This is a genomic window from Pseudomonas sp. 313, assembly GCF_000316965.1.
Lineage (GTDB): Bacteria > Pseudomonadota > Gammaproteobacteria > Pseudomonadales > Pseudomonadaceae > Chryseomonas > Chryseomonas benzopyrenica.
In genome coordinates this window covers 71985-94613 of sequence record NZ_ANBZ01000061.1, presented here as the reverse complement: position 1 = coordinate 94613, position 22629 = coordinate 71985, and the positions used below count along the sequence as shown (strand labels likewise).

At 66.2% G+C, this 22629-nt stretch carries 22 protein-coding genes and 1 pseudogene; 6 read left to right on the top strand and 17 right to left on the bottom strand.

Going from position 1 to position 22629, the window contains the following annotated elements; all coding sequences use genetic code 11:
- Positions 1-5: 5 nt before the first annotated feature.
- The 4 genes from C722_RS0112080 to C722_RS0112065 are packed head-to-tail and all read right to left on the bottom strand — an operon-like array spanning position 6 to position 4743.
- The gene (locus tag C722_RS0112080; protein ID WP_017640744.1) at positions 6-1532 is read right to left on the bottom strand and encodes a DHA2 family efflux MFS transporter permease subunit; all 1527 of its coding nucleotides are present in this window, start codon (positions 1530-1532) and stop codon (positions 6-8) included.
- A 54-nt stretch (positions 1533-1586) separates the two neighbouring features.
- Positions 1587-2798, bottom strand: a complete 1212-nt coding sequence (locus tag C722_RS0112075; RefSeq protein ID WP_017640743.1) for an efflux RND transporter periplasmic adaptor subunit — start codon at positions 2796-2798, stop codon at positions 1587-1589.
- Between the two features lie 16 nt (positions 2799-2814).
- The gene (locus tag C722_RS0112070) at positions 2815-4269 is read right to left on the bottom strand and encodes an efflux transporter outer membrane subunit (RefSeq protein WP_017640742.1); all 1455 of its coding nucleotides are present in this window, start codon (positions 4267-4269) and stop codon (positions 2815-2817) included.
- 3 nt (positions 4270-4272) lie between these two features.
- Positions 4273-4743 carry a MarR family transcriptional regulator gene (locus tag C722_RS0112065; protein WP_017640741.1) on the bottom strand — a complete coding sequence of 157 codons (471 nt, stop codon included), beginning with the start codon at positions 4741-4743 and terminating at the stop codon, positions 4273-4275.
- Positions 4744-4925: 182 nt separating this feature from the next.
- On the opposite strand from C722_RS0112065, the gene C722_RS0112060 reads away from it, so the two are divergent.
- Positions 4926-5864, top strand: a complete 939-nt coding sequence (locus tag C722_RS0112060) for an alpha/beta hydrolase (protein WP_017640740.1) — start codon at positions 4926-4928, stop codon at positions 5862-5864.
- Positions 5865-5870: 6 nt separating this feature from the next.
- On the opposite strand, the gene C722_RS0112055 is transcribed toward C722_RS0112060, so the two are convergent.
- Positions 5871-6608 (bottom strand): DUF2059 domain-containing protein, encoded by a 738-nt coding sequence (locus C722_RS0112055; RefSeq protein WP_017640739.1) that lies wholly within the window; start codon positions 6606-6608, stop codon positions 5871-5873.
- Between the two features lie 178 nt (positions 6609-6786).
- On the opposite strand from C722_RS0112055, the gene C722_RS0112050 reads away from it, so the two are divergent.
- Together C722_RS0112050 and C722_RS0112045 are read left to right on the top strand one after the other, a co-directional pair.
- On the top strand, positions 6787-7419 hold the full coding sequence (locus C722_RS0112050) for a 2OG-Fe(II) oxygenase (protein ID WP_017640738.1): 633 nt from the start codon (positions 6787-6789) through the stop codon (positions 7417-7419).
- A gap of 31 nt (positions 7420-7450) precedes the next feature.
- Positions 7451-7945, top strand: coding sequence for a DUF523 domain-containing protein (locus C722_RS0112045; RefSeq protein ID WP_017640737.1), 495 nt, complete (start codon positions 7451-7453; stop codon positions 7943-7945).
- On the opposite strand, the gene C722_RS0112040 is transcribed toward C722_RS0112045, so the two are convergent.
- From C722_RS0112040 to osmE, 11 genes and pseudogenes are all read right to left on the bottom strand, one after another.
- Positions 7942-8142 (bottom strand): hypothetical protein, encoded by a 201-nt coding sequence (locus tag C722_RS0112040; protein ID WP_017640736.1) that lies wholly within the window; start codon positions 8140-8142, stop codon positions 7942-7944. The two genes, C722_RS0112045 and C722_RS0112040, sit on opposite strands and share 4 nt — an antisense overlap.
- A gap of 122 nt (positions 8143-8264) precedes the next feature.
- Positions 8265-9623, bottom strand: a complete 1359-nt coding sequence (locus C722_RS0112035; RefSeq protein ID WP_017640735.1) for a nucleobase:cation symporter-2 family protein — start codon at positions 9621-9623, stop codon at positions 8265-8267.
- A 113-nt stretch (positions 9624-9736) separates the two neighbouring features.
- Positions 9737-10450 (bottom strand): methyl-accepting chemotaxis protein, encoded by a 714-nt coding sequence (locus C722_RS27045; RefSeq protein ID WP_371099785.1) that lies wholly within the window; start codon positions 10448-10450, stop codon positions 9737-9739.
- A 144-nt stretch (positions 10451-10594) separates the two neighbouring features.
- Positions 10595-11563 (bottom strand): annotated as a pseudogene (locus tag C722_RS27040) (cache domain-containing protein); the annotation flags it as partial.
- A gap of 242 nt (positions 11564-11805) precedes the next feature.
- Positions 11806-12573: an ATP-binding cassette domain-containing protein gene (locus tag C722_RS0112025; RefSeq protein WP_085984308.1), complete on the bottom strand. Its 768-nt coding sequence runs from the start codon at positions 12571-12573 to the stop codon at positions 11806-11808.
- A complete protein-coding gene (locus C722_RS0112020; protein ID WP_017640732.1) occupies positions 12573-13655 on the bottom strand; it encodes an ABC transporter permease in 1083 nt (360 codons plus the stop codon). The genes C722_RS0112025 and C722_RS0112020 overlap by 1 nt, the downstream gene beginning before the upstream one ends.
- A gap of 95 nt (positions 13656-13750) precedes the next feature.
- Positions 13751-14779, bottom strand: a complete 1029-nt coding sequence (locus C722_RS0112015) for a sugar ABC transporter substrate-binding protein (protein ID WP_017640731.1) — start codon at positions 14777-14779, stop codon at positions 13751-13753.
- Between the two features lie 63 nt (positions 14780-14842).
- The gene (locus C722_RS0112010; protein WP_017640730.1) at positions 14843-16036 is read right to left on the bottom strand and encodes a carbohydrate porin; all 1194 of its coding nucleotides are present in this window, start codon (positions 16034-16036) and stop codon (positions 14843-14845) included.
- A 473-nt stretch (positions 16037-16509) separates the two neighbouring features.
- A complete protein-coding gene (ilvD, locus tag C722_RS0112000) occupies positions 16510-18345 on the bottom strand; it encodes a dihydroxy-acid dehydratase (RefSeq protein WP_017640727.1) in 1836 nt (611 codons plus the stop codon).
- Positions 18346-18575: 230 nt separating this feature from the next.
- Complete coding sequence (locus C722_RS0111995; RefSeq protein WP_017640726.1) at positions 18576-19097, bottom strand: hypothetical protein; 522 nt, start codon at positions 19095-19097, stop codon at positions 18576-18578.
- Between the two features lie 192 nt (positions 19098-19289).
- Entirely contained in the window at positions 19290-19628 is a 339-nt protein-coding gene (gene osmE / locus C722_RS0111990) for an osmotically-inducible lipoprotein OsmE (protein ID WP_017640725.1), read from the bottom strand.
- A 278-nt stretch (positions 19629-19906) separates the two neighbouring features.
- On the opposite strand from osmE, the gene C722_RS0111985 reads away from it, so the two are divergent.
- The gene (locus C722_RS0111985) at positions 19907-21127 is read left to right on the top strand and encodes an N-acetylmuramoyl-L-alanine amidase (protein WP_017640724.1); all 1221 of its coding nucleotides are present in this window, start codon (positions 19907-19909) and stop codon (positions 21125-21127) included.
- Positions 21124-21528, top strand: coding sequence for a hypothetical protein (locus C722_RS0111980; RefSeq protein WP_017640723.1), 405 nt, complete (start codon positions 21124-21126; stop codon positions 21526-21528). The genes C722_RS0111985 and C722_RS0111980 overlap by 4 nt, the downstream gene beginning before the upstream one ends.
- A gap of 7 nt (positions 21529-21535) precedes the next feature.
- On the opposite strand, the gene C722_RS0111975 is transcribed toward C722_RS0111980, so the two are convergent.
- Positions 21536-22192 carry a sulfite oxidase-like oxidoreductase gene (locus tag C722_RS0111975; protein WP_017640722.1) on the bottom strand — a complete coding sequence of 219 codons (657 nt, stop codon included), beginning with the start codon at positions 22190-22192 and terminating at the stop codon, positions 21536-21538.
- A gap of 149 nt (positions 22193-22341) precedes the next feature.
- Between C722_RS0111975 and C722_RS0111970 the strand changes: the two genes are divergently transcribed.
- Positions 22342-22578 (top strand): DUF2171 domain-containing protein, encoded by a 237-nt coding sequence (locus tag C722_RS0111970; RefSeq protein ID WP_017640721.1) that lies wholly within the window; start codon positions 22342-22344, stop codon positions 22576-22578.
- Positions 22579-22629: the final 51 nt, after the last annotated feature.

Genomic DNA, 22629 nt, shown 5'->3' with positions numbered 1-22629 from the left:
CTGTCCTAGTGGTCGCCACCGCCGGCCCCCGGCTTGGCCGCAAAGGGCGGCTTGGCCAGCCAGATGATCAGGAACAGCCCCATGAAGATCCAGCCGAGCAGGGTGAAGTAGTCCACCGTGGAGAGCATATAGGCCTGGCCTTCCACCACCTTGTCCAGCTGGGCATAGGCCTGCTGCGACGGCCCGCCGAGGGCGTCCAGGTAATGCTGTGTGGCCGGGCTGTAGACGGTGACGTCCTCGGTCAGCTGGGCATGGTGATGGATGGCGCGACGCTGCCACAACCAGGTGGTCAGGGAGGAGGCGAAGCTGCCACCCAACACCCGCAGGAAGGTCGCCAGACCGCCGCCGTCCGCCAGCTCCGACGGCTTGAGGCTGGACAGCAGGATGCTGGTAGTGGGCATGAAGAACAGCGCCACGCCCAGGCCCATGAAGGTCTGTACCTCGGCGATGTGGCGATAGTCCACCTCGTTGTTGAAGGTGGCGCGCATGAAGCACGAGGCCCCGATCACCAGGAAGGAGCCCCCGGCCAGCAGGCGCAGGTCGGTCTTGTGCGCGAACTTCCCTACCAGCGGCGAGAGGATGACCGGCAGGATGCCGATGGGCGCCGCGGCCAGGCCCGCCCACACCGGGGTGTAGCCGAGCTGGGTCTGCAGCCACTGGGGCAGCAGCAGGTTGATGCCGAAGAAGCCCGAATAGCCCAGCACCAGCGCCAGGGTGCCGAAGCTGAAGTTGCGATAGCGGAACAGCCGCAGGTTGACGATGGGATGCTTGTCGGTCAGCTCCCAGATCACCAGGGCGGTGAGGGCCACGGCGGAAAAGGCCGCGCCCAGGCAGATCAGGTTGGATTCGAACCAGTCCAGGTCGTTGCCCTTGTCCAGCACCACCTGCAATACGCCCACACCCAGCACCAGGAGGATCAGCCCGACATAGTCGATGGGCTGGTGCACCAGCTTTTCCGGCTTCTTGCCCAGCTGGCTCCAGACCACCAGGGTGGCGAAGATGCCGATGGGAATGTTGATGAAGAAGATCCACGGCCAGCTGTAGTTGTCGGTGATCCAGCCGCCGGCGATGGGCCCGATGATGGGCGCCACCACCGTCACCATGGCCAGCAGCGCCAGGGCCATGCCGCGCTTGGCCGCCGGAAAGATCGCCAGCAGCAGGGTCTGGGCCATGGGGTAGAGCGGGCCGGCGACGAAACCCTGCATGGCGCGGAAGATCACCAGCTCCGGCATGGAGGTGGCGATGCCGCACAGGAACGAGGTGATGACGAAGAGCACCACGGCGGCCATGAACAGCTTCACCTCACCGAAGCGGCGCGCCATCCAGCCGGTCAGCGGCAGGGCGATGGCGTTGCTCACGGCAAAGGCGGTGATGACCCAGGTGCCCTGTTCCGAACTCACCCCGAGGTTGCCGGAAATGGTGGTCAGGGCGACGTTGGCGATGGTGGTGTCGAGCACCTGCATGAAGGTGGCCAGGGACAGGCCCACCGTAGCGAGCAGCAGGCTCGCCGGGCGAAAGGCGTTATCGCTCATGACGGATTACCAGAAGGGGTGGACGGGGAGGCTCGCTGGGAGCCTCCTTGGCTGTCAGCGCTTGGCGACACCGGCGGCGCGGGCGGCCGGACCGTTGTTGTGGACGATCTGCTGGATCAGCTGATCGGCCTCGGCCAGCTGGTGATCGTAGACATCGGTGCTGTAGCGCGGCTGCTGCGGCGTGGTGGTGGGCAGGCGGGCGCCGTCCTGGTCGTGCAGGTCGACATCGACGACGGTCGACAGGCCGATGCGCAGCGGATGCTTGTCCAGGTTGTCGCCTTCCAGGCGGATACGCACTGGCAGTCGCTGGACGATCTTGATCCAGTTACCGGTGGCGTTCTGCGCCGGCAGGAGCGAGAAGGCGCTGCCGGTGCCCACGCCCAGGCTTTCCACCACGCCGCGATAGCGCACGTCGTCGCCATAGAGGTCGGAGTGGATCTCCACCGGCTGGCCGATGCGCATCTCGGCGAGCTGGGTTTCCTTGAAGTTGGCATCGATCCAGATCTGGTCCAGCGGCACCACGGCCATCAAGGCCGCGCCGGGTTGCACGCGGCTGCCGACCTGTACCGAGCGCTTGGCGACATAGCCGCTGACCGGCGCCACCAGGGTGCTGCGGGCATGGTTGAGGTAGGCCTGGCGCAGCTGGGCGGCGGCGGCCTTGACGTCCGGGTGCGAGGCGATCTCGGTGTCGTCCACCAGTGCCTGGTTGGTGTCCAGTTGCTGCTGGGCGGAGGTCAGGGAGCTCTGCGCCGACACCAGGGTGTCGCGGGCGTGGGCCAGTTCTTCCTTGGAGATGGCGCCGCCCTTGGCCAGTTGCTGGCGGCGGGCGTAGTCGGCGCGGGCCCGTTCGACCTCGACGCGCCGGGCGGCCACCTGGGCCTTGTAGCTGTCGACGTTGCTGTACAGGCCGCGCACCTGGCGCACGGTCTTGGCCAGGTTGGCCTCGGCGCTCTGCTGGGCGACGGCGGTGTCGCTGGGATCGAATTCCACCAGCGGCTGGCCTTGGCGGACGTAGTCGCCATCATCCACGGCGATGCGGGTCACGGTGCCGACGACCTGGGGCGTGATCTGCACCAGGTTGCCGTTGACGTAGGCATCGTCGGTATCGGCATGGAAGCGGCCATAGAACAGGTGGTAGCAGTAGACACCCACGCCGGCCAGGATCACCACCAGCAGCAGGAGCAGCAGGAGGAATTTGCGTTTGCCGGAGCGCTGCGGCTTCTGCTCCTGGGCATTGTCGTTGGGGGTTGCGGCGGAATCGGCCATGGTCGGGCTCTCGGTATCAGTGTGTGGCCGCGGCGGCGGGCGCCGGCGGCAGTTTGGACGGTTGGAAGCCGCCACCCAGGGCCTGCATCAGCAGCACGCCGCTGTCGACGCGGTCGGCCTGGAGGCTGGCCAGCTGACGTTCGGTCTGCAGCAGTTGCTGCTCCACGGTCAGGGCATCGAGGTAGTTGCCGATGCCGGCGCCATAGCGCTGCATGGCGATGTCGAAGGAGCTCTTGGCGATGTCCCGTGCCCGTTGCTGCTCGACGATCTGCTGGTCCAGCGAGCGCTGGCGGGTGATGGCGTCGGCGATGTCGCCCAGTGCCTGCACCAGGGTCCGGTTGTACTGGGCCACCGCGAGGTCATAGTCGGCATCGCGGCTGGCGAGATCGGCGCGGCGACGACCGGCATCGAAGATCGGCAGCGACAGCGCCGGGCCGACGTTGAAAAAGCGCGCCGGACCGCCGAGCAAGGCGTCGCCGAGGATGGCCTTGCTGCCGGCGGCCACCGTCAGGTCCAGGTTGGGATAGAAGTTGGTCTTGCTGGCGGCGATGTCCTTGCTCGCGGCCTCCACCCGCCAGCGGGCGGCGATCAGGTCCGGGCGGCGACCGGCCAGTTCGGCGGGCAGCTGGCCGGGCAGATTCACCGCGGCAGGGGCGATCAGCTTGGGTCGGGGAATCTCGGCGCCGCGGTCGGGCCCCTTGCCCAGCAGTACGGCGAGGCGGATCTGCGCCGTACGCACCTGCTGTTCGGCGGCGGTGTGGGCCGCGGCGGAGCTGGCCTCCAGGCTCTGGGTCTGCTGCAACTGGTAGTCGCTGTCGAGGCCGGCGTCCACCCGGCGCTGGGCCAGGTCGAGCATGCCGCGGGTACGCTCCAGGTCCTGCTGGGCCACGTCCATATTGGCATAGGCCAGGCCGAGCTGGTTGTAGGCGCGGCTGACGTCGGCGGCCAGCGTCAGGCGGGCGGCCTGGCGATCCACCTCGCCGGCGCGGGCGCGACCGAGCGCAGCTTCCCAGGCGGCGCGCTGGCCACCCCAGAGATCGAAGCTGTAGCTGCCGCTCACATCGAACTGGCGCAGGGTGCTGTAGCGCTCGCCCTGGCCGACGGGGTCATCCGGCCGTGCCAGGCGCGAGCGGGTCACGCCGCCGTTGGCGTTGATCTGTGGATAGCGATCGGCATCGGCGGCGAGCACGGCGGCATCGGCCTGGCGGCTGCGCGCATCGGCTTCCTGCAGCGAGGGGCTGTCGCGCAGGGCCTCGCGGATCAGGTTGTCGAGCTGCGGATCGCCCAGCCGGGTCCACCAGTCGGCGCTCGGCCACTGGGCGGGAGAGAGGCGATCGCTGGCAAAGGTGGCGTCGCCCTTGAGCGTCGCCGGATCCACGGCGCGTCCCTGGGTGTGCAACCCCTCGGACGACACGCAGCCGGCCAGCAGCAGGGCGGCGCAGAGGGCGGTCAACGGCAGGCGAAAGGTCATGGGTCAGAGGTCTCCAGAGGTCTCCGGCAGCAGGCCGGAGGGGCTGAGCAGGCGGCGCAGCAGGCGTTCGAGGTCATCCAGCTCCTGGCGATCCAGGCAGTGGGTGAGGTCATTGAGGGCATCCACGCCGATCTGCATGAGTTCACTGCTCAGGGCCTGACCCTGGGCGGTCAACTCCAGCCGCACCTGGCGGCGATCGCTCAGGCTGCGCACCCGGCGCAGCAGGCCCTTGGCTTCCAGGCGATCGAGCATGCGGGTCATGGCGCCGCTGTCGAGGGACAGGCAGCGGCTGAGTTCGGCCGGGGTGTCGGTCTGGTCGCGAGCGAGCAGCAGCAGCACCTTGAACTGGGCAGCGGTGATGTCGTAAGGCGCCAGGTGGCTGTCCAGCACGCGATCCTTGTATTGGTTCGCCAGGTGGATCAGATGACCTACGGAGTTGCGCAATGGAAAGTTGCTACGGTCGAAATGTGACATTGCAGTATCTGCCCAGGCAATCAAGCGCATCCAGAATACTGCCTAGGCAGTGAAATATTCAGACACCTTTGCGCAGGGGAGAGTTGCGCATTTTGAAACAATTGGAAAAGTCTGTTGGCGGCCCCTTGTCCCGTGGCGGTCTGGACGCTGATCATGGTGGCAACTTCACCTTGAACCGACCCATGATCTCTTCCTTCGATCTAGACCGACTGCGCGGGACCCTGGTGCCCCTGCACCGCGACCTGCCCGCGGCTGACGACCACCTGGGTTATCGCGCCCATTACCGCCTGGCGGACAGCCGGACGCGACCCGAGGTGACGGTGGCCTTGGGCGCGCTCGCGGCCGGTGGCTATCAGCTCGCCATCCAGGGCTGGTGGCCGCGCGAGCCGCGGGGCAGCCTGCTGATGCTGCACGGCTACTACGATCACATGGGCCTCTATGGCCATGTGGTGGACTGGGCCCTGTCGCGGCAGCTGGCAGTGCTGGCCTGCGACCTGCCTGGGCATGGGTTGTCCAGTGGCGCCCGCGCCAGCATCAACGACTTCGCCGAATACCAGACCGCCCTGACGGCGCTGATCGCCGAGGCCCGGCGCCTGGACCTGCCCCGGCCCTGGCACCTGCTGGGCCAGAGCACCGGCGGCGCCATCCTGCTGGACTATCTGCTGCGCGGCGAGCCTGCCCCCGAGCTGGGCGAGACGATCTTGCTGGCGCCTCTGGTCAGGCCCCACGCCTGGCGCCAGAGCCTGTGGACCTATCGGCTGGTGAAGCCCTTCGTGCGGGCCCTGCCGCGGCGCTTTTCGGTGAATTCCGGCGATCCGGCCTTTCTCGATTTTCTGCAGCAGGACAGCCTGCAGCCCAGGGAACTGCCGGCCCTATGGGTCGGCGCCCTGGCGCGTTGGATTCCGCAACTGGAAGGGGCGCCGGCCAGTACCCGTAGCCCGCTGGTGATCCAGGGCGAGCAGGATTTCACCGTCGACTGGCGGCACAACCTGGGGGTGCTGGAGGCCAAGTTCACCCGGCCCGAGGTCTTGCGCCTGCCGGAGGCGCGGCACCATCTGGTCAACGAGACCGAGGCCCTGCGCCAGCGCTACTTTCGCTGGCTGGACGAGCGTCTCGCCTGAGCCGTCTTACTGCCCGCCGCTGCCCAGACCGGCGCGCAGCGCGGCCACGGCGGCCCGGTAGTAGGCACTGCCGTTGGGCGAACTGGCGAAGTCGGCGAACTGACCGAGTTCGTTGTCGTTCAGAGTGCGGTAGACATAGAGCAGGGTGTTCTCCAGGTCACCGGCATTCATCTGCTGGATGAAACGCTGGCGCTGCTGCTCGATCATGCCGCCGGACTGCTGCTGCCCCATCAGGCCCGGCAGCATCGAGCTCAGGCTGTCGGCGGCGAGGCCCGCCAGGGCCACGCTGACCTCGGCGCCGGCTTCACGCACGGGCAGGGCAGTGGCCAGGCGCTTGGCCTGGGCGCGCCGGGCCGGGCTGGCCTGCACCTGGGGGACGCCGTTGGCATGCTTGGCCAGCTGATCGCTGCGGGTGGCGGCGATTTCCGCGGCGACCACCTTGCGCCCGACGGGCGACTGGAAGAACTGCAGTGCGGGGCCTTCGGCGGGCAGACTCTGGCGCAGCGCGGCCAGGGCCCGCTGGTCGATGGCCGCGGCGGTATAACGCTTGTTGCTGTTGTCCACCAGGCTCTGGTAGAGCGCCGGCGGCAGGCTGTTCTGATAGCGCTGCTGGGCGGCCTGCAGGGCGTCGCGGAAGTGGCCGCGCTGCTCGGGCCAACCTGCGGCCTGATAGAGGCTGACCGTATCGTCGGCCAGGGCGGGCAGGCTGATGGCGAAAAGCAGGGAAGCGAACAGAACGCGCATGGACACCTCGGGCAGCGGCACGGAGCCGGAAAGTCCGCCATTGTCGGCAACCCCAGGCTGGCTGTCGAGGCGCTCATCCCGGGCATTCGTCGCCTGGTCAAGGCAGGCGCGCAGCCGTGGCCGACTTCTCTTACACTCGGCATCCCGCCGGCCTGGTCCGGTTCCTACGGTTCCCGCGATGGCTCTGCACCCCGAGCATCCCCTGCTGCAACGTATCGTCGACGATCTCGCCAGCCATGGCTGGTCGCGGCAGAGCATCTTCCTGCCGCCGGACCTCACCGCCGAGCTGGCCGCCGAATGCCGGCTGCGCCATGCCCGCGGCGAACTGGAGCGCGCCGGCATCGGCCGTGGCGACAGCCCGCTGATCCGTGAGGGCGTGCGTGGCGATCACATCGCCTGGTTGGAACCGGACGATGCCCATCCGGGCGTGCAGCGCTACCTGCACCTGATGGATACCCTGCGCGAGGCCTTCAACCGCACCCTGTTCCTGGGCCTGGAAGACTACGAGAGCCACTTCGCCCTCTATCCGCCCGGTGCCTTCTATGCCCGGCATCTGGATCGCTTCCGCGACGACGACCGGCGCATGGTCTCCCTGGTGCTCTATCTCAACGACGCCTGGTTGCCGGAGCAGGGCGGCGAGCTGCGCCTTTATCTGGATGAGCAGCGCCAGCAGGATGTCCTGCCCCTGGGCGGCAGCCTGGTGTGCTTTCTCTCCGGCCAGTTGCCCCACGAGGTGCTGCCGGCCACCCGCGAGCGGCTGTCGCTGACCGGCTGGTTCCGTCGCCGTGGCGAGAATCCGCTGCAGGGCTAGGCGGTAGACTGGCGACGGACCTGGAGGGCGTATGGAAAAGATACTGGTGAGTCGCTGCCTGCTGGGGCATCGGGTGCGCTATGACGGTGGCGCTCATGGCCCCTTCGATCTGCTGGGCGTCTGGCAGTCGGAAGGGCGCATCGTGCCCCTCTGTCCGGAGGTGGCCGGGGGCCTGTCCACGCCGCGGCCGCCGGCCGAGATCCCCGGTGGCCAGGGTGGAGCGGTGCTGGATGGTCGGTTGCCGGTCGTGACCGATGGCGGCGAGGACGTGACCGCCGCCTTCGTCGCCGGTGCCGAGGCCGCCCTCGAACTGATCGCGCGGCATGGCATCCGCCTGGCGGTGCTCAAGGCGCGCAGTCCCTCGTGCGGCAATGTGGAAAACTACGATGGCCGCTTCAGCGGCACCCGGGTAGCCGGTGAGGGCGTTACTGCGGCGGCGCTGAAGCGCGCCGGGGTCGCCGTCTTCAACGAGACCGAACTGGCCGAGGCGCAGCGCTTTCTCGCGGCGCTGGACGGTAATCCCTAGAGCGTTTCCGGCTGGCGGCCCAGCAGCATCTGGAAGTGCGCCTTCTGCACGAAGCAGCCCTTGGGAAAGCGCCAGCCGACCAGTTCGCCCGGCTGCTTCTCCAGGTTCTGGGCAAAGACGGTGGCGCCCATGGCACGCGCCAGGACGGCATATTCGCGCAGCGGGACCTTAACGACAGGAACATCCGGGCTGATCATGGGCGCTCTGCTGGGTGGGTCGCCCACGCTCGAAACGACGATCGCGGCAAGCCCACAGGTGACTTGCCAGGCTTATCGGCACCCCTGCGCGGAACTTCAGCCCGCGGATGAAAAAGCCTGGTCTAGCCAGCGGCTTTTGGCGTCTCCGGCAGGAACCAGTTCATCAGCAGGGCGCACAGGCCGCCGGTGGCGACGCCGGATTCCAGCACCGCCCTCAGGCCGGCCGGCATATGGGCGAGAAATTCCGGCACCTGGGAGATGCCCAGGCCCAGGGCCAGGGACACGGCGATGATCAGCAGCGCGCGTCTGTCCAGTTCGACACTGGCGAGGATGTTGATCCCCGAGGCGGCGACCGCGCCGAACATCACCATGGCCGCACCCCCGAGCACCGGCTCGGGCACCGCCTGGATCACCCCGGCCACCGCCGGGAACAGGCCCAGCAGCACCAGGATGGCGGCGATCCAGAGGCCGACATGGCGACTGGCGATACCGGTCAACTGGATCACTCCGTTGTTCTGGGCGAACACCGAGCTGGGAAAGGTGTTGAAGAGCCCGGCCAGCAGCGAGTTGGCGCCGTTGACCAAGACGCCACCCTTGATCCGCTGCATCCACAGCGGGCCTTCCACCGGTTCGCGGGAGACCTTGCTGGTGGCGGTGATGTCGCCGATGGCCTCCAGCGAGGTCACCAGATAGATCACCAGCAGGGGCACGAACAGCGACCAGGAAAAGCCCAGGCCGAAGTGCAGCGGCAGGGGGATCTGCACCCAGGCGGCCTCGTGCATGCCAGTGAAATTCAGCCGGCCCAGCCAGGCCGCCAGGGCATAGCCCAGCAGCAGGGCGACGACGATGGCGCTGCTGCGCAGGCCACGGAGCGGCAGGCGATTGAGCACCACGATGGTGGCCAGCACGGTGCCCGACAGCAGCAGGTTCTCGCCATTGGCGAAGGTACCGTTGCCCAGCGCCGCGAAGCCGCCGCCCATGCTGATCAGGCCGACCTTGATCAGCGTCAGGCCGATCATCAGCACCACGATGCCGGTCACCAGCGGGGTGATGAGGCGCTTGACGAAGGGCAGCACCCGCGACACGCCCATCTCGACGAAGGAGCCGGCCATCACCACGCCGAAGATGGCCGCCATCACGGCTTCCACCGGGGTGCCGTTCTTGACCATCAGCGCGCCTCCGGCGATCAGCGGGCCGACGAAGTTGAAGCTGGTGCCCTGGACGATCAGCAACCCGGCACCGAAGGGCCCGAAGCGGCGACACTGGACGAAGGTGGCGATCCCCGAGATCACCAGCGACATGGACACGATCAGGTTGGTGTCGCGCGGCGAGACACCGAGGGCCTGGCAGATCAGCAGACCGGGGGTGACGATGGGCACGATGATCGCCAGCAGGTGCTGGATGGCGGCGAGCAGGGCGATCAGCGGGCGCGGTCGGTCCTGGGGACCGTAGAGCAGTTCGGAGCGGGAAGGCTGGGACATGGCGGAGTCGTCGCGGAAAAAGCGCCGATCTTACCGGATGCCCGCCCCGTGGCGCAGGGTCTTCGGCCTGGAGAAAGCCGCCGACCTGGGGGGCGGCGGCTATGCCTTGCGTCTTACAGGATGAAGCGGGCCACGTCGCGATTGAGATCGGCGGCGTGATGCTGCAGGGAGCGCGACTGACGTTCCGAATCCTCGGCGCCGCTGGCCAGGGTGTCGCCGAGGCCCTTGATGGTGATGACGTTGCGGGTGATCTCCTCGGTGACCGAGGTCTGCTCCTCGGCCGCCGTGGCGATCTGCAGGGACATTTCGGAGATGACGCCGGCGCTCTGGGCGATCTCTTCCAGGGCGCTGGAGGCGCGTTCCACGTCGGCGACGCTGCGCTCGGCGATGGCCATGCTGCTGTCCATGCGCTGCACCGCCTGGCGGGTCATCTGCTGCAGGGTGCCGATGGTCTCGTTGATCTCCCGGGTCGAGGCCTGGGTCCGCTGCGACAGCGTCCGCACCTCGTCGGCGACCACCGCGAAGCCGCGACCATGTTCGCCGGCGCGGGCCGCCTCGATGGCCGCGTTGAGCGCCAGCAGGTTGGTCTGCTCGGCGATGCTCTGGATGCTGTCCAGCACCTTGGCGATGGCCTGGGAGTGGTGATCCAGCTCGCCGATCACCCGGGTGGCGTCGTCGACTTCCCGGGCCAGGCTGTTGATGGATTCCTTGCTGGTCTGCACCAGCGTCAGACCCTGGGCGGTGCTATCGGAGGACTGGCGAATGGCCGCGGCGGTCTGCTCGGCATTGCGGGCGATCTCCTGGGTGGCCGAGGACATCTCCGTCACGGCGGTGGCCACCAGGGTGATCTCCTGCTGAAGACGTCCCAGCTCCTGGGTAGCCGCGGCGCTGCGCTGCAGGACCTTTTGCGATTCGGCGTCCACGCTCTGGGCATGCTGGCGCACGCCACCGATCAGGCCGTGCAGGCTGGCCACAAACTGGTTGAAGTGACCGGCCAGGCCGCCGACTTCATCGTTGCTCTGTACGGCAATGCGCCGGGTCAGGTCGCCCTGGCCGTCGGCGATCACCTGCAGACCGTTCGAGACCACACCCAGCGGCCGCAGCAGATAGCTGCACAGCAGGTTGATGAGCAGCAGCGAGCCCCCCAGCACCACGGCCAGGATGACGATGCTGATCCAGAGTTGCCGCTGTAGCGGTGCCAGCAGGACGCCACTGTCGACCACCATCACCAGGGTCTCGCCGTCGCGATTCATGGGCGCGGCATAGAGCCGCTGGCCGGCGGCGGTCTCGACATAGCGCTCGCCGGGCGCCTGGGCCAGCCGCTGGAGGGTGTCCGCGGTGAGCTGGGGATAGAGCTCGGTGAGCGGTTTGGCCAACAGGGCGGTGTTTTCATGCCCCAGCACGATGTTCTGGCCGTTGACCAGTACGGCACTACCGGCACCCGGCAGCTGCACCCGCTTGAGCTGATCGAGGATGTCGCCGATGCTGACGTCGGCGCCGAGGATGGCGCTGGTCTTGCCACCGGACTGCAACGCCCAGCCCAGGGACAGCACGTTCTGCTTGGTCGCCGCCGCCACCGTGGGTATGGAGAAGAACACCTTGCCGGGATTCTGCATCGCCTGCTGGTACCACAGCCATTGGCGCGGGTCGTTGTTGTCCTGCGGTAACTGAGCGCCGTTGGCATTGACCTGGCTGCCATCGCCGCGGGCATAGAAGACGTTGTCGAAGCCGCCGGAACGCTTGACCTGATTGAGACCGGCCGGAAGGTTCGTCTCCTGGGTGTCCGCCGCCAGGGCACGCAACGCGGCGGCCTTGCCGTCGAACCACTGGCGGACACCGCCGTTGAAGACGAAGCTGACGGTCTTCAGCTGTTCGATCGTGGAGGCTTCGAGGGCCGCACGGGTGTTGAAGAAGTTGATGGTCGTCAGACCTACACCCACCACCAGCACGGCCGCGGTGGCAGACAACGAGAGTTTCTGTTTCAACGACAAGGCAGGCACGTTGTGTAGCTCCGAAATAATTATTCAGGCTTTATCGGTGCAAGTGCGCGATAACTTGAGCGTTCGGTCAGATTTTCGTCGCAGAAGCGACGATCCGCTTCTGGGTAGGCGGCCCCACCCGGGTCTTCCAAGGCGACTGCCGGCTGGAAGACCCGGGAGGGTGCCTGGTCAGTCGAAGTCGACTAGGCGGCCACCGTCTGGGCGCCGGTCATGAGTGCCACCGCATCGGCCATGGAGTGTTCGCGCGGGTCTATCACCGTCAACCGGCGACCCAGCCGGTGGATGTGGATGCGATCGGCGATCTCGAACACATGGGGCATGTTGTGGGAGATCAGCACGATGGCGATGCCGCGGGCCCGCACGTCGAGGATCAGTTCCAGCACCTTGCGCGACTCCTTGACCCCCAGCGCCGCGGTGGGCTCGTCGAGGATGATCACCTTGGAGCCGAAGGCCGCCGCCCGGGCCACGGCGACGCCCTGGCGCTGGCCACCCGACAGGGTCTCCACCGCCTGGTTGATGTTCTGGATGGTCATCAGCCCCAGTTCGGAGAGCTTTTCCCGGGCGATGCGCTCCATTTCCTTGCGGTCCAGGGTGCGGCAGAGGGTGCCCAGCAGCCCCGGCTTGCGCAGTTCGCGACCGAGAAAGAGGTTGTCGGCGATGGACAGCGCTGGCGACAGCGCCAGGTTCTGGTAGACCGTCTCGATGCCGGCGCGGCGCGCGGCGATGGGCGAGGCGAACTGCACCGGCTGCCCCTCGAAGCGGATCTCGCCTTCATCGGGCCGCAGGGCGCCGGAGATGGCCTTGATCAAGGAGGACTTGCCGGCGCCGTTGTCGCCGATCACGGCGAGGATCTCGCCCGGCAGCAGGTCGAAGTCGGCGTGGTCAAGGGCGGTGACGCGGCCGTAGCGCTTCACCAGGCCGCGCGCCATCAGCAGGGGTTCGGTAGTCATCAGCTGGCCGCCTTTCTGATCCATTGGTCGATAGCCACGGCCGCGATGATGAGCGTGCCGATCAGCAGATAGGTCCATTGCACGTCGGTACCCAGCAGGCGCAGGCCCAGGGCGAAGACGCCGACGATCAGGGCGCCAAACAGCATGCCGAGGATCGAGCCACGGCCGCCGAACAGCGAGATGCCGCCGATCACCACCGCGGTGATGGACTCGATGTTGGCGAACTGGCCGGCGGTGGGCGAGACCGAGCCGATGCGGCCGATCAGCACCCAGCCGGCGAAGGCGCAGATGAGCCCCGACAGGCCGTACACGGTGATCAGCATGCGGCGGACGTTGACCCCGGCCAGCGCCGCGGCCTCGGGATCGTCGCCTACGGCATAGAGATGACGCCCCCAGGCGGTGTGGTTGAGCACGTACCAGAGCAGGGCGACCAGCACCACCAGGGCGATCACGCCGTAGGTGAAGACCGCGCCCCCCAGGCGGAAATTGTCGCCGAACACCTGCAGCAGCGGCGCGGTCGCGCCGATTTCCTGGGCGCGGATGGTCTCGTTGCGCGAATAGAGGAAGTTGGCCGCGAGCACGATCTGCCACATGCCCAGGGTGACGATGAAGGGCGGCAGCTTGATGCGGGCGATCAGCCAGCCGTTGGCCATGCCGCACAGGGTGCCCACCACCAGGCCGCAGAGGATCGCCAACTCCACCGGCAGGCCGTAGCGAAAGGTGAACTGGCCCATGACCACCGAGGACAGCACCATGATGGCGCCTACCGAAAGGTCGATGCCGGCGGTGATCACCACCAGGGTCTGGGCCGCGCCCACGATCCCGGTGATGGCGACCTGTTGCAGGATCAGGGTGAGGGCGAAGGCGGAAAAGAACTTGCCGCCCAGCAGGGCGCCGAAGATGCCCAGCGACAACAGCAGCACCAGCAGCGAGACCGCCGAGGGGCGCGAATGCAGGAAGTGGCGGAATTTGACGAGCGGGCTGCGCTCGTCACGGGCGAAGGAGGCGACCTCCGTGGCGCTGTGCTTGAGCACCTGTTCGAAGGGTTGCCCGGACGGGGAAGGCGAGGTCGGATCGCTCATGGCAATCTCCTGAAAGCGGATCGGCCGAGAGGCGATCGCCCGCGCCGGCACGGCTGGCGGGGCGATCGGTCTGCTCTAGCGTAGACGAGGGGCCATCAGCCCCAGCATTTCTGCAGGGCGGTCTTGCTGTCGATGGACTGGATGCCGGGTACCGGCTTGTCCGTCACCAGTTTCACGCCGGTGTCGACGAAGCTCTTGCCTTCGGTGGCGGTAGGCTTCTTGCCGCTGTCGGCAAAGGTCTTGATCGCCTCGATGCCCAGCGCGGCCATTTGCAGCGGGTACTGCTGGGAGGTGGCGCCGATGACGCCGTCGGCGACGTTGTGCACGCCCGGGCAGCCGCCGTCGATGGACACGATCAACACGTCCTTCTCGCGACCCACGGCCTTGAGCGCCTCGTAGGCACCGGCGGCGGCCGGTTCGTTGATGGTGTGCACCACGTTGATGGTCGGGTCCTTCTGCAGCAGGTTTTCCATCGCTGCGCGGCCGCCTTCCTCGTTGCCGTTGGTCACGTCGTGGCCGACGATGCGCGAGTCGGTCTCGTCGCCGATGCGGTTCTGATCCTTGGGATCTATGCCGAAGCCGAGCATGAAGCCCTGGTCGCGCAGGACGTCCACCGAGGGCTGGGAGGCGTTCAGGTCGAGAAAGGCCACTCGGGCGTCCTTGGCCTTGTCACCCAGGGTTTCCCGCGCCCACTGGCCGATCAGCTTGCCGGCCAGCAGGTTGTCGGTGGCGAAGGTCATGTCGGCGGCGTTAACCGGGTCCAGGGGGGTATCCAGGGCGATCACCAGCAGGCCGGCCTCGCGGGCCTTCTGCAGATTGGGGACGATACCCTTGGTGTCCGAGGCGGTGATGAGAATGCCCTTGGCGCCATCGGCGATGCAGGTCTCGATGGCCGCGACCTGGCTTTCGCTGTCGCCATCGATCTTGCCGGCATAGGCCTTGAGCGTCATGCCCAGCTCCTTGGCCTTGGCGCTGGCACCTTCCTTCATCTTCACGAAGAAGGGGTTGGTATCGGTCTTGGTGATGAGGCAGGCGGATACGGGGGCCGCCTGGGCGGTGGCGCTGGCCAGGGTGGCGGCTAGCAGGCAACCGGTGAAGGCGGAAAGGGAGACGGTTCTTTTCATTGTTGTGCGCTCGGGTTCAGAGACGGGAAGGCGACCGACAGAGCGTCGGTCGCCGTGGAGCTGTTACCACCACTGCTCGATCTGGAAGCCGACGTTGGAGCCGTGCAGATCGTTGCCGAAGGTACCGGTGCTCGACAGCGCGGAGCCGGCGTCGAATTCATCGGCCGCCTGCTGGGCTGCCCGGTTCCAGGCGGCATAGGTGTAGAACAGGCGGAATTCGGGACGGGTCTTGAATTCCGGGCCCTTGGGCGACCAGGTAGGCGCCAGGGTCAGCTTGGTCAGCTTGCGGGTGCCGCCGGGAGCCTGCACCTGATCATGGCCCAGTTCGGTGGAGAACTTGAACTGGTCGGTGATGCCGTACACCAGACGGCCACCCAGCGAGGTCCAGCGTAGGTCATTGCCGTTGGGACGTTCGTCCTTCTGGTAGACCGCGGCGATCTGGCCACCCCAGTAGCGGCTGATCTGCCAGTCGAAGAAGTCGACGACGCGATAGGAGACGTCGGCGCTGCTCAGGGTCGGATCGCCGGTGCTGCCCAGCGCCGTGCCCGGGCCCTGGCCGCGCTGTACGGCAAAGGTGTTCACGCCGCCCCAGCCCATGAAGTTGGCCTGCTTGTGCTGCAGCGTCACGGCTACACCACTGTTGGCATTGGGCTGGTTGGTGGGTTTGTCCAGGTAGCTGACGCCGATCTCCAGCGAGCCATTGGGATTGGTGTTGAAACCGGCGACGTTGAAGTCGAGGCGGTTCTGGAAGTCCTTCTGGTTCTGGTTGTCCTTGCGCGAGAAGGCCAGGCTGTACTTGAGACCGCCGATGTTGACGTCCTCGATACCGCCGCCGGTGGCGCTCTGGTTCCAGTAGAAGAAGTCGGAGATGTGGATGTCGTTCCGCTTGTAGTAACGGCGGCCGGCCCAGAGATTACCGCCGTTCAGCGCGGCGATGTTGTTCCAGTAGGCGTAGGCCTGGACGGCACGGATCTCGCCATTGTCCCCGTTGAAGGTCGGGGTGCGGTCGTAGCGGTTGAAGAAGCTGCCCATGCCGTATACGCCAACTGCCGAGCCGTCGTTGAGGGTCAGGACGTCCTGCTTGAGTGCCAGTTCGCCGTACTGTTCGCATTCGTTGCCCAGGCGATACTTGGACTGCGCGCCCTGCAGCTTGAAGCAGCGCATGGAGTCGGAACCGGAGGAATCGCCGAGCCCGGTACGGAAGTACCCGATCGTTTCCAGGGCGTGTGCCGAAGGAATCAGCAGGAGTGTGCTCATCAAGGAGGCGACCGAAACCCTGGCCAAGGGCATAGCCTTTTTCTTATTCATTTATGTTCCCTGTTTATTGTTGTTGTGTGACGCGTGCCTGGCCTACACCTGACCCGCCGTGCTCCAGCGGAAGATCAGCATAGGTGTGACCATTGGGGCTCAACCTGACTACAAACTTATCGCTGAATCAATTCAGCGGCAGACGGAGGGTAGCCTTTGATCACTCAACGGCCTAGCGGCTCGCTAATCGCGAGGTGTGAGCTGAATCACAGGCTGCGCTTCTACAAAATTAGCAAGCCAAGCAACTGTGGAACCCCTCTGGAATGGGGGTTACCCGCACGGAGGCTGTAAGGAAGGCAGGGGCAGACGGAGTGGCGAGGAGAGAGCGGAGCCAGAGGGGTGAAATAGAGCGTGGAGAGCAGAGGGGAGTGATGGAGCAGTGCTGCGAGGCGACGGCAGCTGCCATCGCCTCGCAGTAACGGTCAGCCCAGCAGCGCCTTGTCGCGCACGCCGCCCTTGTCGGCGCTGGTGGCCAGCAGGGCATAGGCCTTGAGCGCGGTGGTCACGCGGCGGGCACGGGGTTGTGCCGGCTTCCAGCCCAGCTTGTCCTGCTCGATGCGGCGATGGGACAGCTCTTCGTCGCTCACCAGCAGGTTGATGCTGCGCTGGGGAATGTCGATGAGCACCTTGTCGCCATCCCGCACCAGGCCGATGGCACCACCGGCTGCAGCTTCCGGAGAGGCGTGGCCGATGGACAAACCCGAGGTGCCACCGGAGAAGCGACCGTCGGTGAGCAGGGCGCACTGCTTGCCCAGTCCCTTGGACTTCAGGTAGCTGGTGGGGTAGAGCATCTCCTGCATGCCCGGACCGCCCTTGGGCCCTTCGTAGCGAATGATGACGATGTCGCCGGCCTTGACCTCGTCGGCGAGGATGCCGCGCACCGCGGCGTCCTGGCTCTCGAAGACCTTGGCATTGCCTTCGAACACATGGATGGATTCATCCACGCCGGCGGTCTTCACCACGCAGCCGTCCAGGGCGATGTTGCCGTAGAGCACGGCCAGACCACCTTCCTGGGAATAGGCGTGCGCGACACTGCGGATGCAGCCCTCGGCGCGGTCGTCGTCCAGGGTATCGTAGCGAGTCGCCTGGCTGAAGGCTTCCTGGGTCGGGATGCCGGCGGGACCGGCGCGGAAGAAGGTCTTCACCGCCTCGTCCTGGGTCAGGGTGATGTCCCACTGCTCGATGGCTTCGCCCAGGGTCCGGCTGTGCACGGTGGGCAGGTCGGTATGCAGCAGACCGCCACGGGCCAGTTCGCCCAGGATGCTGAAGATGCCCCCGGCGCGATGCACGTCTTCCATGTGGTACTTCTGGATGTTCGGCGCCACCTTGCACAGCTGCGGCACCTTGCGCGACAGGGCATCGATGTCGCGCAGATCGAAGTCCACCTCGGCTTCCTGGGCGGCGGCCAGCAGGTGCAGGATGGTGTTGGTCGAGCCGCCCATGGCGATGTCCAGGGTCATGGCGTTCTCGAAGGCCGCATGGCAGGCGATGTTGCGCGGCAGCGCCGACTCGTCGTTTTCCTGATAGTAGCGACGGCAAAGGTCGACGATGGTGCGGCCGGCCTGCAGGAACAGTTCCTTGCGGTCGGCGTGGGTAGCCAGGGTCGAGCCATTGCCGGGCAGGGCCAGGCCGAGGGCCTCGACCAGGCAGTTCATGGAGTTGGCGGTGAACATGCCCGAGCAGCTGCCACAGGTGGGGCAGGCGCTGCGTTCGTATTCGGCGACCTTCTCGTCGCTGGCCGAGCTGTCGGCGGCGATGACCATGGCGTCGACCAAGTCCAGGCCGTGGCTGGCCAGCTTGGTCTTGCCGGCTTCCATGGGACCGCCGGAGACGAACACCACCGGGATGTTCAGGCGCAGGGCGGCCATCAGCATGCCGGGGGTGATCTTGTCGCAGTTGGAGATGCACACCAGGGCGTCGGCGCAGTGGGCATTGACCATGTACTCCACGGCGTCGGCGATGATCTCGCGACTCGGCAGCGAATAGAGCATGCCGTCGTGGCCCATGGCGATGCCGTCGTCCACGGCGATGGTGTTGAATTCCTTGGCCACGCCGCCAGCCTTCTCGATCTCCCGGGCGACCAGCTGGCCCAAGTCCTTGAGATGGACATGGCCCGGCACGAACTGGGTAAAGGAGTTGGCGATGGCGATGATGGGTTTCTTGAAGTCTTCGTCCTTCATCCCGGTGGCGCGCCAGAGCGCTCGGGCGCCCGCCATGTTGCGGCCCTGGGTGGAGGTTTTCGAGCGATAGTCAGGCATGAAGCGTCTCTCCGAGGCGGCTTTCTAGATCACGGTTCTGGTCATCGTGAGCGCGGACGAGGCACGGTGCAAACGCGAAGTGACGATTGCCGGGCCGGAGGGCAACGACGCCATGCGGGATCTCCACAGGGGTGCCGGGGCTCACGAACCCGCCGGAGGATGCTGGCGGAGGGGAATCCGGATCATACACCCGGGCGCCAGCACTGCACAGCAGCGCAGGCGCCGGTGGATCAGGGCGCTTCCTGTTCGCCGTCGGGAGCGTCTTCCAGGTATTCGTCCATCGGTTCCTGGCCGGCCAGGGTCTTGAGACTCAGGTCCACGGCTTCGGGCAGGGTGATGTCGACGCGCTGCTTGTCGCTGCCTTCCAGCGAGGACTCGTAGCTGAGCGCATGGCGCAGGTGGCCGTTTTCGAGGATGGCACCCACGCTGGCCAATTGAGCGGCGGCCGGAGCCAGGCGTTCGAGAGCGGCCTTGGGCCAGGTGGCCTCGACGGTCGCATTGCAGGTATAGAAGCCTGCTTCGCCACTGTCTGAGGGTTCTTCCTGGGTCTTGATGTCGACCAGCGAGATCTGGTTGGCCTCCAGCGCGGGCTGGCCAGCGGCGATGTCGTCCGCATAGATCTCGTTGATGGTCTGGGCGTATTGCTGACGAACCAGTTCGGCGGTCTTGGCCGCATCGCAACTGTAGTCATAGCCACCGCAGCCAGTCAGGGAAAGCACCGCAGCTGTGAGTATGAGGTGACGTCTGGACATGCCTGAATTCCTTGGAACGATGGGTAGAGCCTGGCGGCGCTGGCCGTGCCTGCGTCGATCCGCAGTGCAGGACGTCGGCGCAACGTTCATGGATGGCGAGGGCTTAGGGTGCTGCCGCTCGCCGATCCTGTCCATCAGACGCCGCCAGCGTCCGTCAGGACACCCGGCCTGGCTGGCCGGTCAGATCCCCGATCAGGCGCGGTCGGCGCTTTCGCAGGTCTCGAAGTCCTTGCTGTCGACGCGGTTCATGCTGTCAAAGCCGATCGAATAGACCTGCTCCTTGCCGTCCTTGTTGAGCACATAGTTGTTGCAGGTACCCGGACGATACTTGCGGGTGTAGGTGCTCGACGGGGTGCCGCCGATACGCAGGACGTCAGCCTTGGCCATCCCCTTTTCCACCTGCTTCACCAGCGGCTGCTCGCGAAATTCCACGCGACCCACGGTGTAGTCGGCGGTGTTCTTGACCGAGGAACAGCCCGCCAGCACGGTGCCGGCCAGCAGGGCGGTCGCGACTGCAATCTTCTTGTTCATGGTGTGATCCCTTCAAAGGCGGAAGTGCCTGACACTTCGACGATGACGGCGCCGATAAATTCGCTCTCCGTCGCACTTCTCGCCGTTCGCGCCTTTGACGGTCGGCTCGCGAGAGCGGCAAGTGACTGTATCTAAAGCTGATTCTGCAAACGAACGCTATGCCCTCGTTTTCTAAGGAATATTTTGTCCGAATGGCAGTTGACAGGGGCCAGTCGGCAGGCGATCTTTAGCGTTATGTTGTAACTTCCCAGCCGTTTCTCGTTTCTCGCGAGGACCCCATGAATCGCCGTCGTCTGCTCAATCTGATCCTGGCTGGCATGACTTTGCCCGTCGGGTTGCCGGCGTTTGCCGCCCGGCAGCAACTCAAGGGTGCCCGGGCCTGGCAGGACGCTGAGAAGCTCCGCCTGGTCTTCGATCTCACCGGACCGGTGCGCTACAAGACCTTTACCCTGGTGGCGCCGGATCGCATCATTCTCGATCTCGCCGATACCCAGGCGCCCGCGGTGCTCAACCACCTCGCCCTGCAGGGGTCGCCGGTGCGCGCCGTGCGCAGCGCCCGCTATGGCGCCCAGGACACCCGGGTGGTGCTGGAGCTGGCCCATCCGGTGGAGATGGAGAGCTTCATCCTCGGCCCGGGCGAGGGCGCGTCCAACCGCCTGGTGCTCGATCTCAAGCGCGCCGGGACGCCGGCAGTGGCCGCACGCAAGCCGGTCGACGCCGAGCCGCCGCTGGAGGTCAAGCGTGGCAAGGGCCTGGCCACGGGGCGCGACATCATGGTGGTGGTCGATGCCGGGCATGGTGGCAAGGATCCCGGTGCGCTGAGCGCCCGCGGTGATCGGGAAAAGGACATCGCCCTGATCGTGGCGCAGAATCTGGCGCGGCGCATCAACCTGCAGAAGGGCTTCAAGGCCAAGCTGGTGCGCAACGACGACTTCTTCGTGCCGCTGCGCAAGCGGGTCGAGGTCGCCCGCAGCTACAACGCCGACATGTTCGTCTCGGTGCACGCCGATGCCGCACCGCGACGTACGGCCTATGGCGCCTCGGTCTATGCCCTGTCGGAGCGAGGCGCGACCTCCACCACGGCGCGCTTCCTGGCCGACAGCGAGAACAACGTCGACCTGATCGGTGCCAACGAGATTCTCAAGGGCCGCGATCCCATGCTGGCCGGCGTGCTACTGGACATGTCGATGAACGCCACCATCTCGTCGAGCCTGGACCTGGGCCACAAGGTGCTGGGGCAATTGGCGAACATCACCAACCTGCACCAGAAACGGGTGGAGCAGGCGGGGTTCGCTGTGCTCAAATCGCCGGACATCCCTTCGATCCTGGTCGAGACGGGCTTCATTTCCAATGATCGCGACTGCCGGCGCTTGCTCGACAGTCGCCACCAGAAGCAGCTGGCCGATTCGATCTTTGCCGGGCTGCATGGCTATTTCCAGGAGCGCCCGCCGCTGGGCACCTACCTCGCCAGCCTCAAGAACACCCAAGGAGTGACATGAGTTTGCAAGACAAGGCGCGTCGTTACTGGCGCGTGGTGGTGCTGGTGATAGGCGCGCTCTGTGTCGTGGCCGGGCTGATCGGCTACGGGCAGGGCGGTGGCGACAAGCAGGGCAGTGCCCAGGAAGGCTTCGTCAACAAGGTCTGGCAGATCAAGACCAGCAACAGCATCGAGCCGGGAATGCTCTATGTCTTTCTCAGCGATGGCACCCTGGTGATGGCCTCGCCGAGCAGCCAGCCCTCCCTGGGCCGCTGGACGCGCACCGAGAAGGGCCTGAATCTGATCGAGGAAGGCATCACCTATCCCACGGAAATCCTCGGTCTCACCCGCGACGAATTCCGTATCCGCAGTCTCAACCCCGGCGATCCGGTGGAGCTGCAGCTGGCTCCGGCCGCACGCTGAGAGAGCCTCAGGCGTCGTCGTCGGAGTAGCGCTGCTCCTGCCAGGGGTCGCCCCGGTCGTGATAGCCGCGCATCTCCCAGAAGCCAGGCGTGTCGCCGACCCGGAAGTCGATGCGCCTGAGCCACTTGGCGCTCTTCCACAGATAGAGGTGCGGGATCAATGCCCGCACCGGGCCCCCGTGCTCGGCGGTCAGCGGCTGGCCTTCCCAGCTGTGCACCAGCATGGCGCCAGGTGCGGCGAAATCGGCCAGCGGCAGGTTGGTAATGTAGCCGTCGTAGCTGTGCAGGAGCACATGGGTCGCTTCGTCCCGCGGCTGTACCTCGTCCAGCAGTTCGCTTACCGGCAGGCCGATCCAGTGATTGTCATAGCGTGACCAGGTGGTGACACAGTGCATGTCGCTGATGGCCTGGGTGGTCGCCCGCGCCGCGAAGGTCTCCCAGTTCCAGCGCAGCGTCTTGCCGACCGCGCCGGTCACCGCCAGTTGCCAGCGTTCCTGGCTGACTTCCGGGCGTACCCCTAGATCCAGGACCGGCCAGTTGCTAACCCGATGCTGGCCGGGCGGCAGGCGTTCGCTGTCCGGGCGTGCGCCCTGGCCGGTGAGGAAGCGGCCCTCCTGGGCCCAGCGTTCCTTGGAACGGATCAGCTTGCTTGGCTCATCACTCATCGGTGGATCCTCTTCGCAGTTCTCAGGCTTCTGACCTCAATGATGGCCTTTCGTCGGCACAGGCCGAACCCAGACGGCTGCTCACGCCTCCTATCCTGCAGGCACTCAGAGAGGCGCCTCCTTTTTTCTTAACCTGCCGGAGAACCACCATGGTAGATGCAACCCAGATCAAAGAGCATGCGGAAGTTGTCGGTTCGGACGGCCAGCACGTGGGCACCGTCGACCACATGGAGGGCGCCGATCGCATCAAGCTGACCAAGCGCGATCAGGACGCCGATGGCAAGCATCACTACATTCCGCTGAGCTGGGTCCAGTCCGTGGAAGGCAGCCAGGTACGCCTGTCCAAGACCCGCGACGAAGCCGAAAGCGAGTGGCAGGCCGCCTAAGGCACGCCGCCCAACAAAAAGCCCCGCATTGCGGGGCTTTTTGTTGGGCGG

Excerpts from the sequence above, each read along its gene's own strand:
- C722_RS0112080 (WP_017640744.1), bottom strand. The coding sequence starts at position 1,532 with ATGAGCGATAACGCCTTTCGCCCGGCGAGCCTGCTGCTCGCTACGGTG.
- C722_RS0112075 (WP_017640743.1), bottom strand. The coding sequence starts at position 2,798 with ATGGCCGATTCCGCCGCAACCCCCAACGACAATGCCCAGGAGCAGAAG.
- C722_RS0112070 (WP_017640742.1), bottom strand. The coding sequence starts at position 4,269 with ATGACCTTTCGCCTGCCGTTGACCGCCCTCTGCGCCGCCCTGCTGCTG.
- C722_RS0112065 (WP_017640741.1), bottom strand. The coding sequence starts at position 4,743 with ATGTCACATTTCGACCGTAGCAACTTTCCATTGCGCAACTCCGTAGGT.
- C722_RS0112060 (WP_017640740.1), top strand. The coding sequence starts at position 4,926 with ATGATCTCTTCCTTCGATCTAGACCGACTGCGCGGGACCCTGGTGCCC.
- C722_RS0112055 (WP_017640739.1), bottom strand. The coding sequence starts at position 6,608 with ATGCGCGTTCTGTTCGCTTCCCTGCTTTTCGCCATCAGCCTGCCCGCC.
- C722_RS0112050 (WP_017640738.1), top strand. The coding sequence starts at position 6,787 with ATGGCTCTGCACCCCGAGCATCCCCTGCTGCAACGTATCGTCGACGAT.
- C722_RS0112045 (WP_017640737.1), top strand. The coding sequence starts at position 7,451 with ATGGAAAAGATACTGGTGAGTCGCTGCCTGCTGGGGCATCGGGTGCGC.
- C722_RS0112040 (WP_017640736.1), bottom strand. The coding sequence starts at position 8,142 with ATGATCAGCCCGGATGTTCCTGTCGTTAAGGTCCCGCTGCGCGAATAT.
- C722_RS0112035 (WP_017640735.1), bottom strand. The coding sequence starts at position 9,623 with ATGTCCCAGCCTTCCCGCTCCGAACTGCTCTACGGTCCCCAGGACCGA.
- C722_RS0112025 (WP_085984308.1), bottom strand. The coding sequence starts at position 12,573 with ATGACTACCGAACCCCTGCTGATGGCGCGCGGCCTGGTGAAGCGCTAC.
- C722_RS0112020 (WP_017640732.1), bottom strand. The coding sequence starts at position 13,655 with ATGAGCGATCCGACCTCGCCTTCCCCGTCCGGGCAACCCTTCGAACAG.
- C722_RS0112015 (WP_017640731.1), bottom strand. The coding sequence starts at position 14,779 with ATGAAAAGAACCGTCTCCCTTTCCGCCTTCACCGGTTGCCTGCTAGCC.
- C722_RS0112010 (WP_017640730.1), bottom strand. The coding sequence starts at position 16,036 with ATGAGCACACTCCTGCTGATTCCTTCGGCACACGCCCTGGAAACGATC.
- ilvD (WP_017640727.1), bottom strand. The coding sequence starts at position 18,345 with ATGCCTGACTATCGCTCGAAAACCTCCACCCAGGGCCGCAACATGGCG.
- C722_RS0111995 (WP_017640726.1), bottom strand. The coding sequence starts at position 19,097 with ATGTCCAGACGTCACCTCATACTCACAGCTGCGGTGCTTTCCCTGACT.
- osmE (WP_017640725.1), bottom strand. The coding sequence starts at position 19,628 with ATGAACAAGAAGATTGCAGTCGCGACCGCCCTGCTGGCCGGCACCGTG.
- C722_RS0111985 (WP_017640724.1), top strand. The coding sequence starts at position 19,907 with ATGAATCGCCGTCGTCTGCTCAATCTGATCCTGGCTGGCATGACTTTG.
- C722_RS0111980 (WP_017640723.1), top strand. The coding sequence starts at position 21,124 with ATGAGTTTGCAAGACAAGGCGCGTCGTTACTGGCGCGTGGTGGTGCTG.
- C722_RS0111975 (WP_017640722.1), bottom strand. The coding sequence starts at position 22,192 with ATGAGTGATGAGCCAAGCAAGCTGATCCGTTCCAAGGAACGCTGGGCC.
- C722_RS0111970 (WP_017640721.1), top strand. The coding sequence starts at position 22,342 with ATGGTAGATGCAACCCAGATCAAAGAGCATGCGGAAGTTGTCGGTTCG.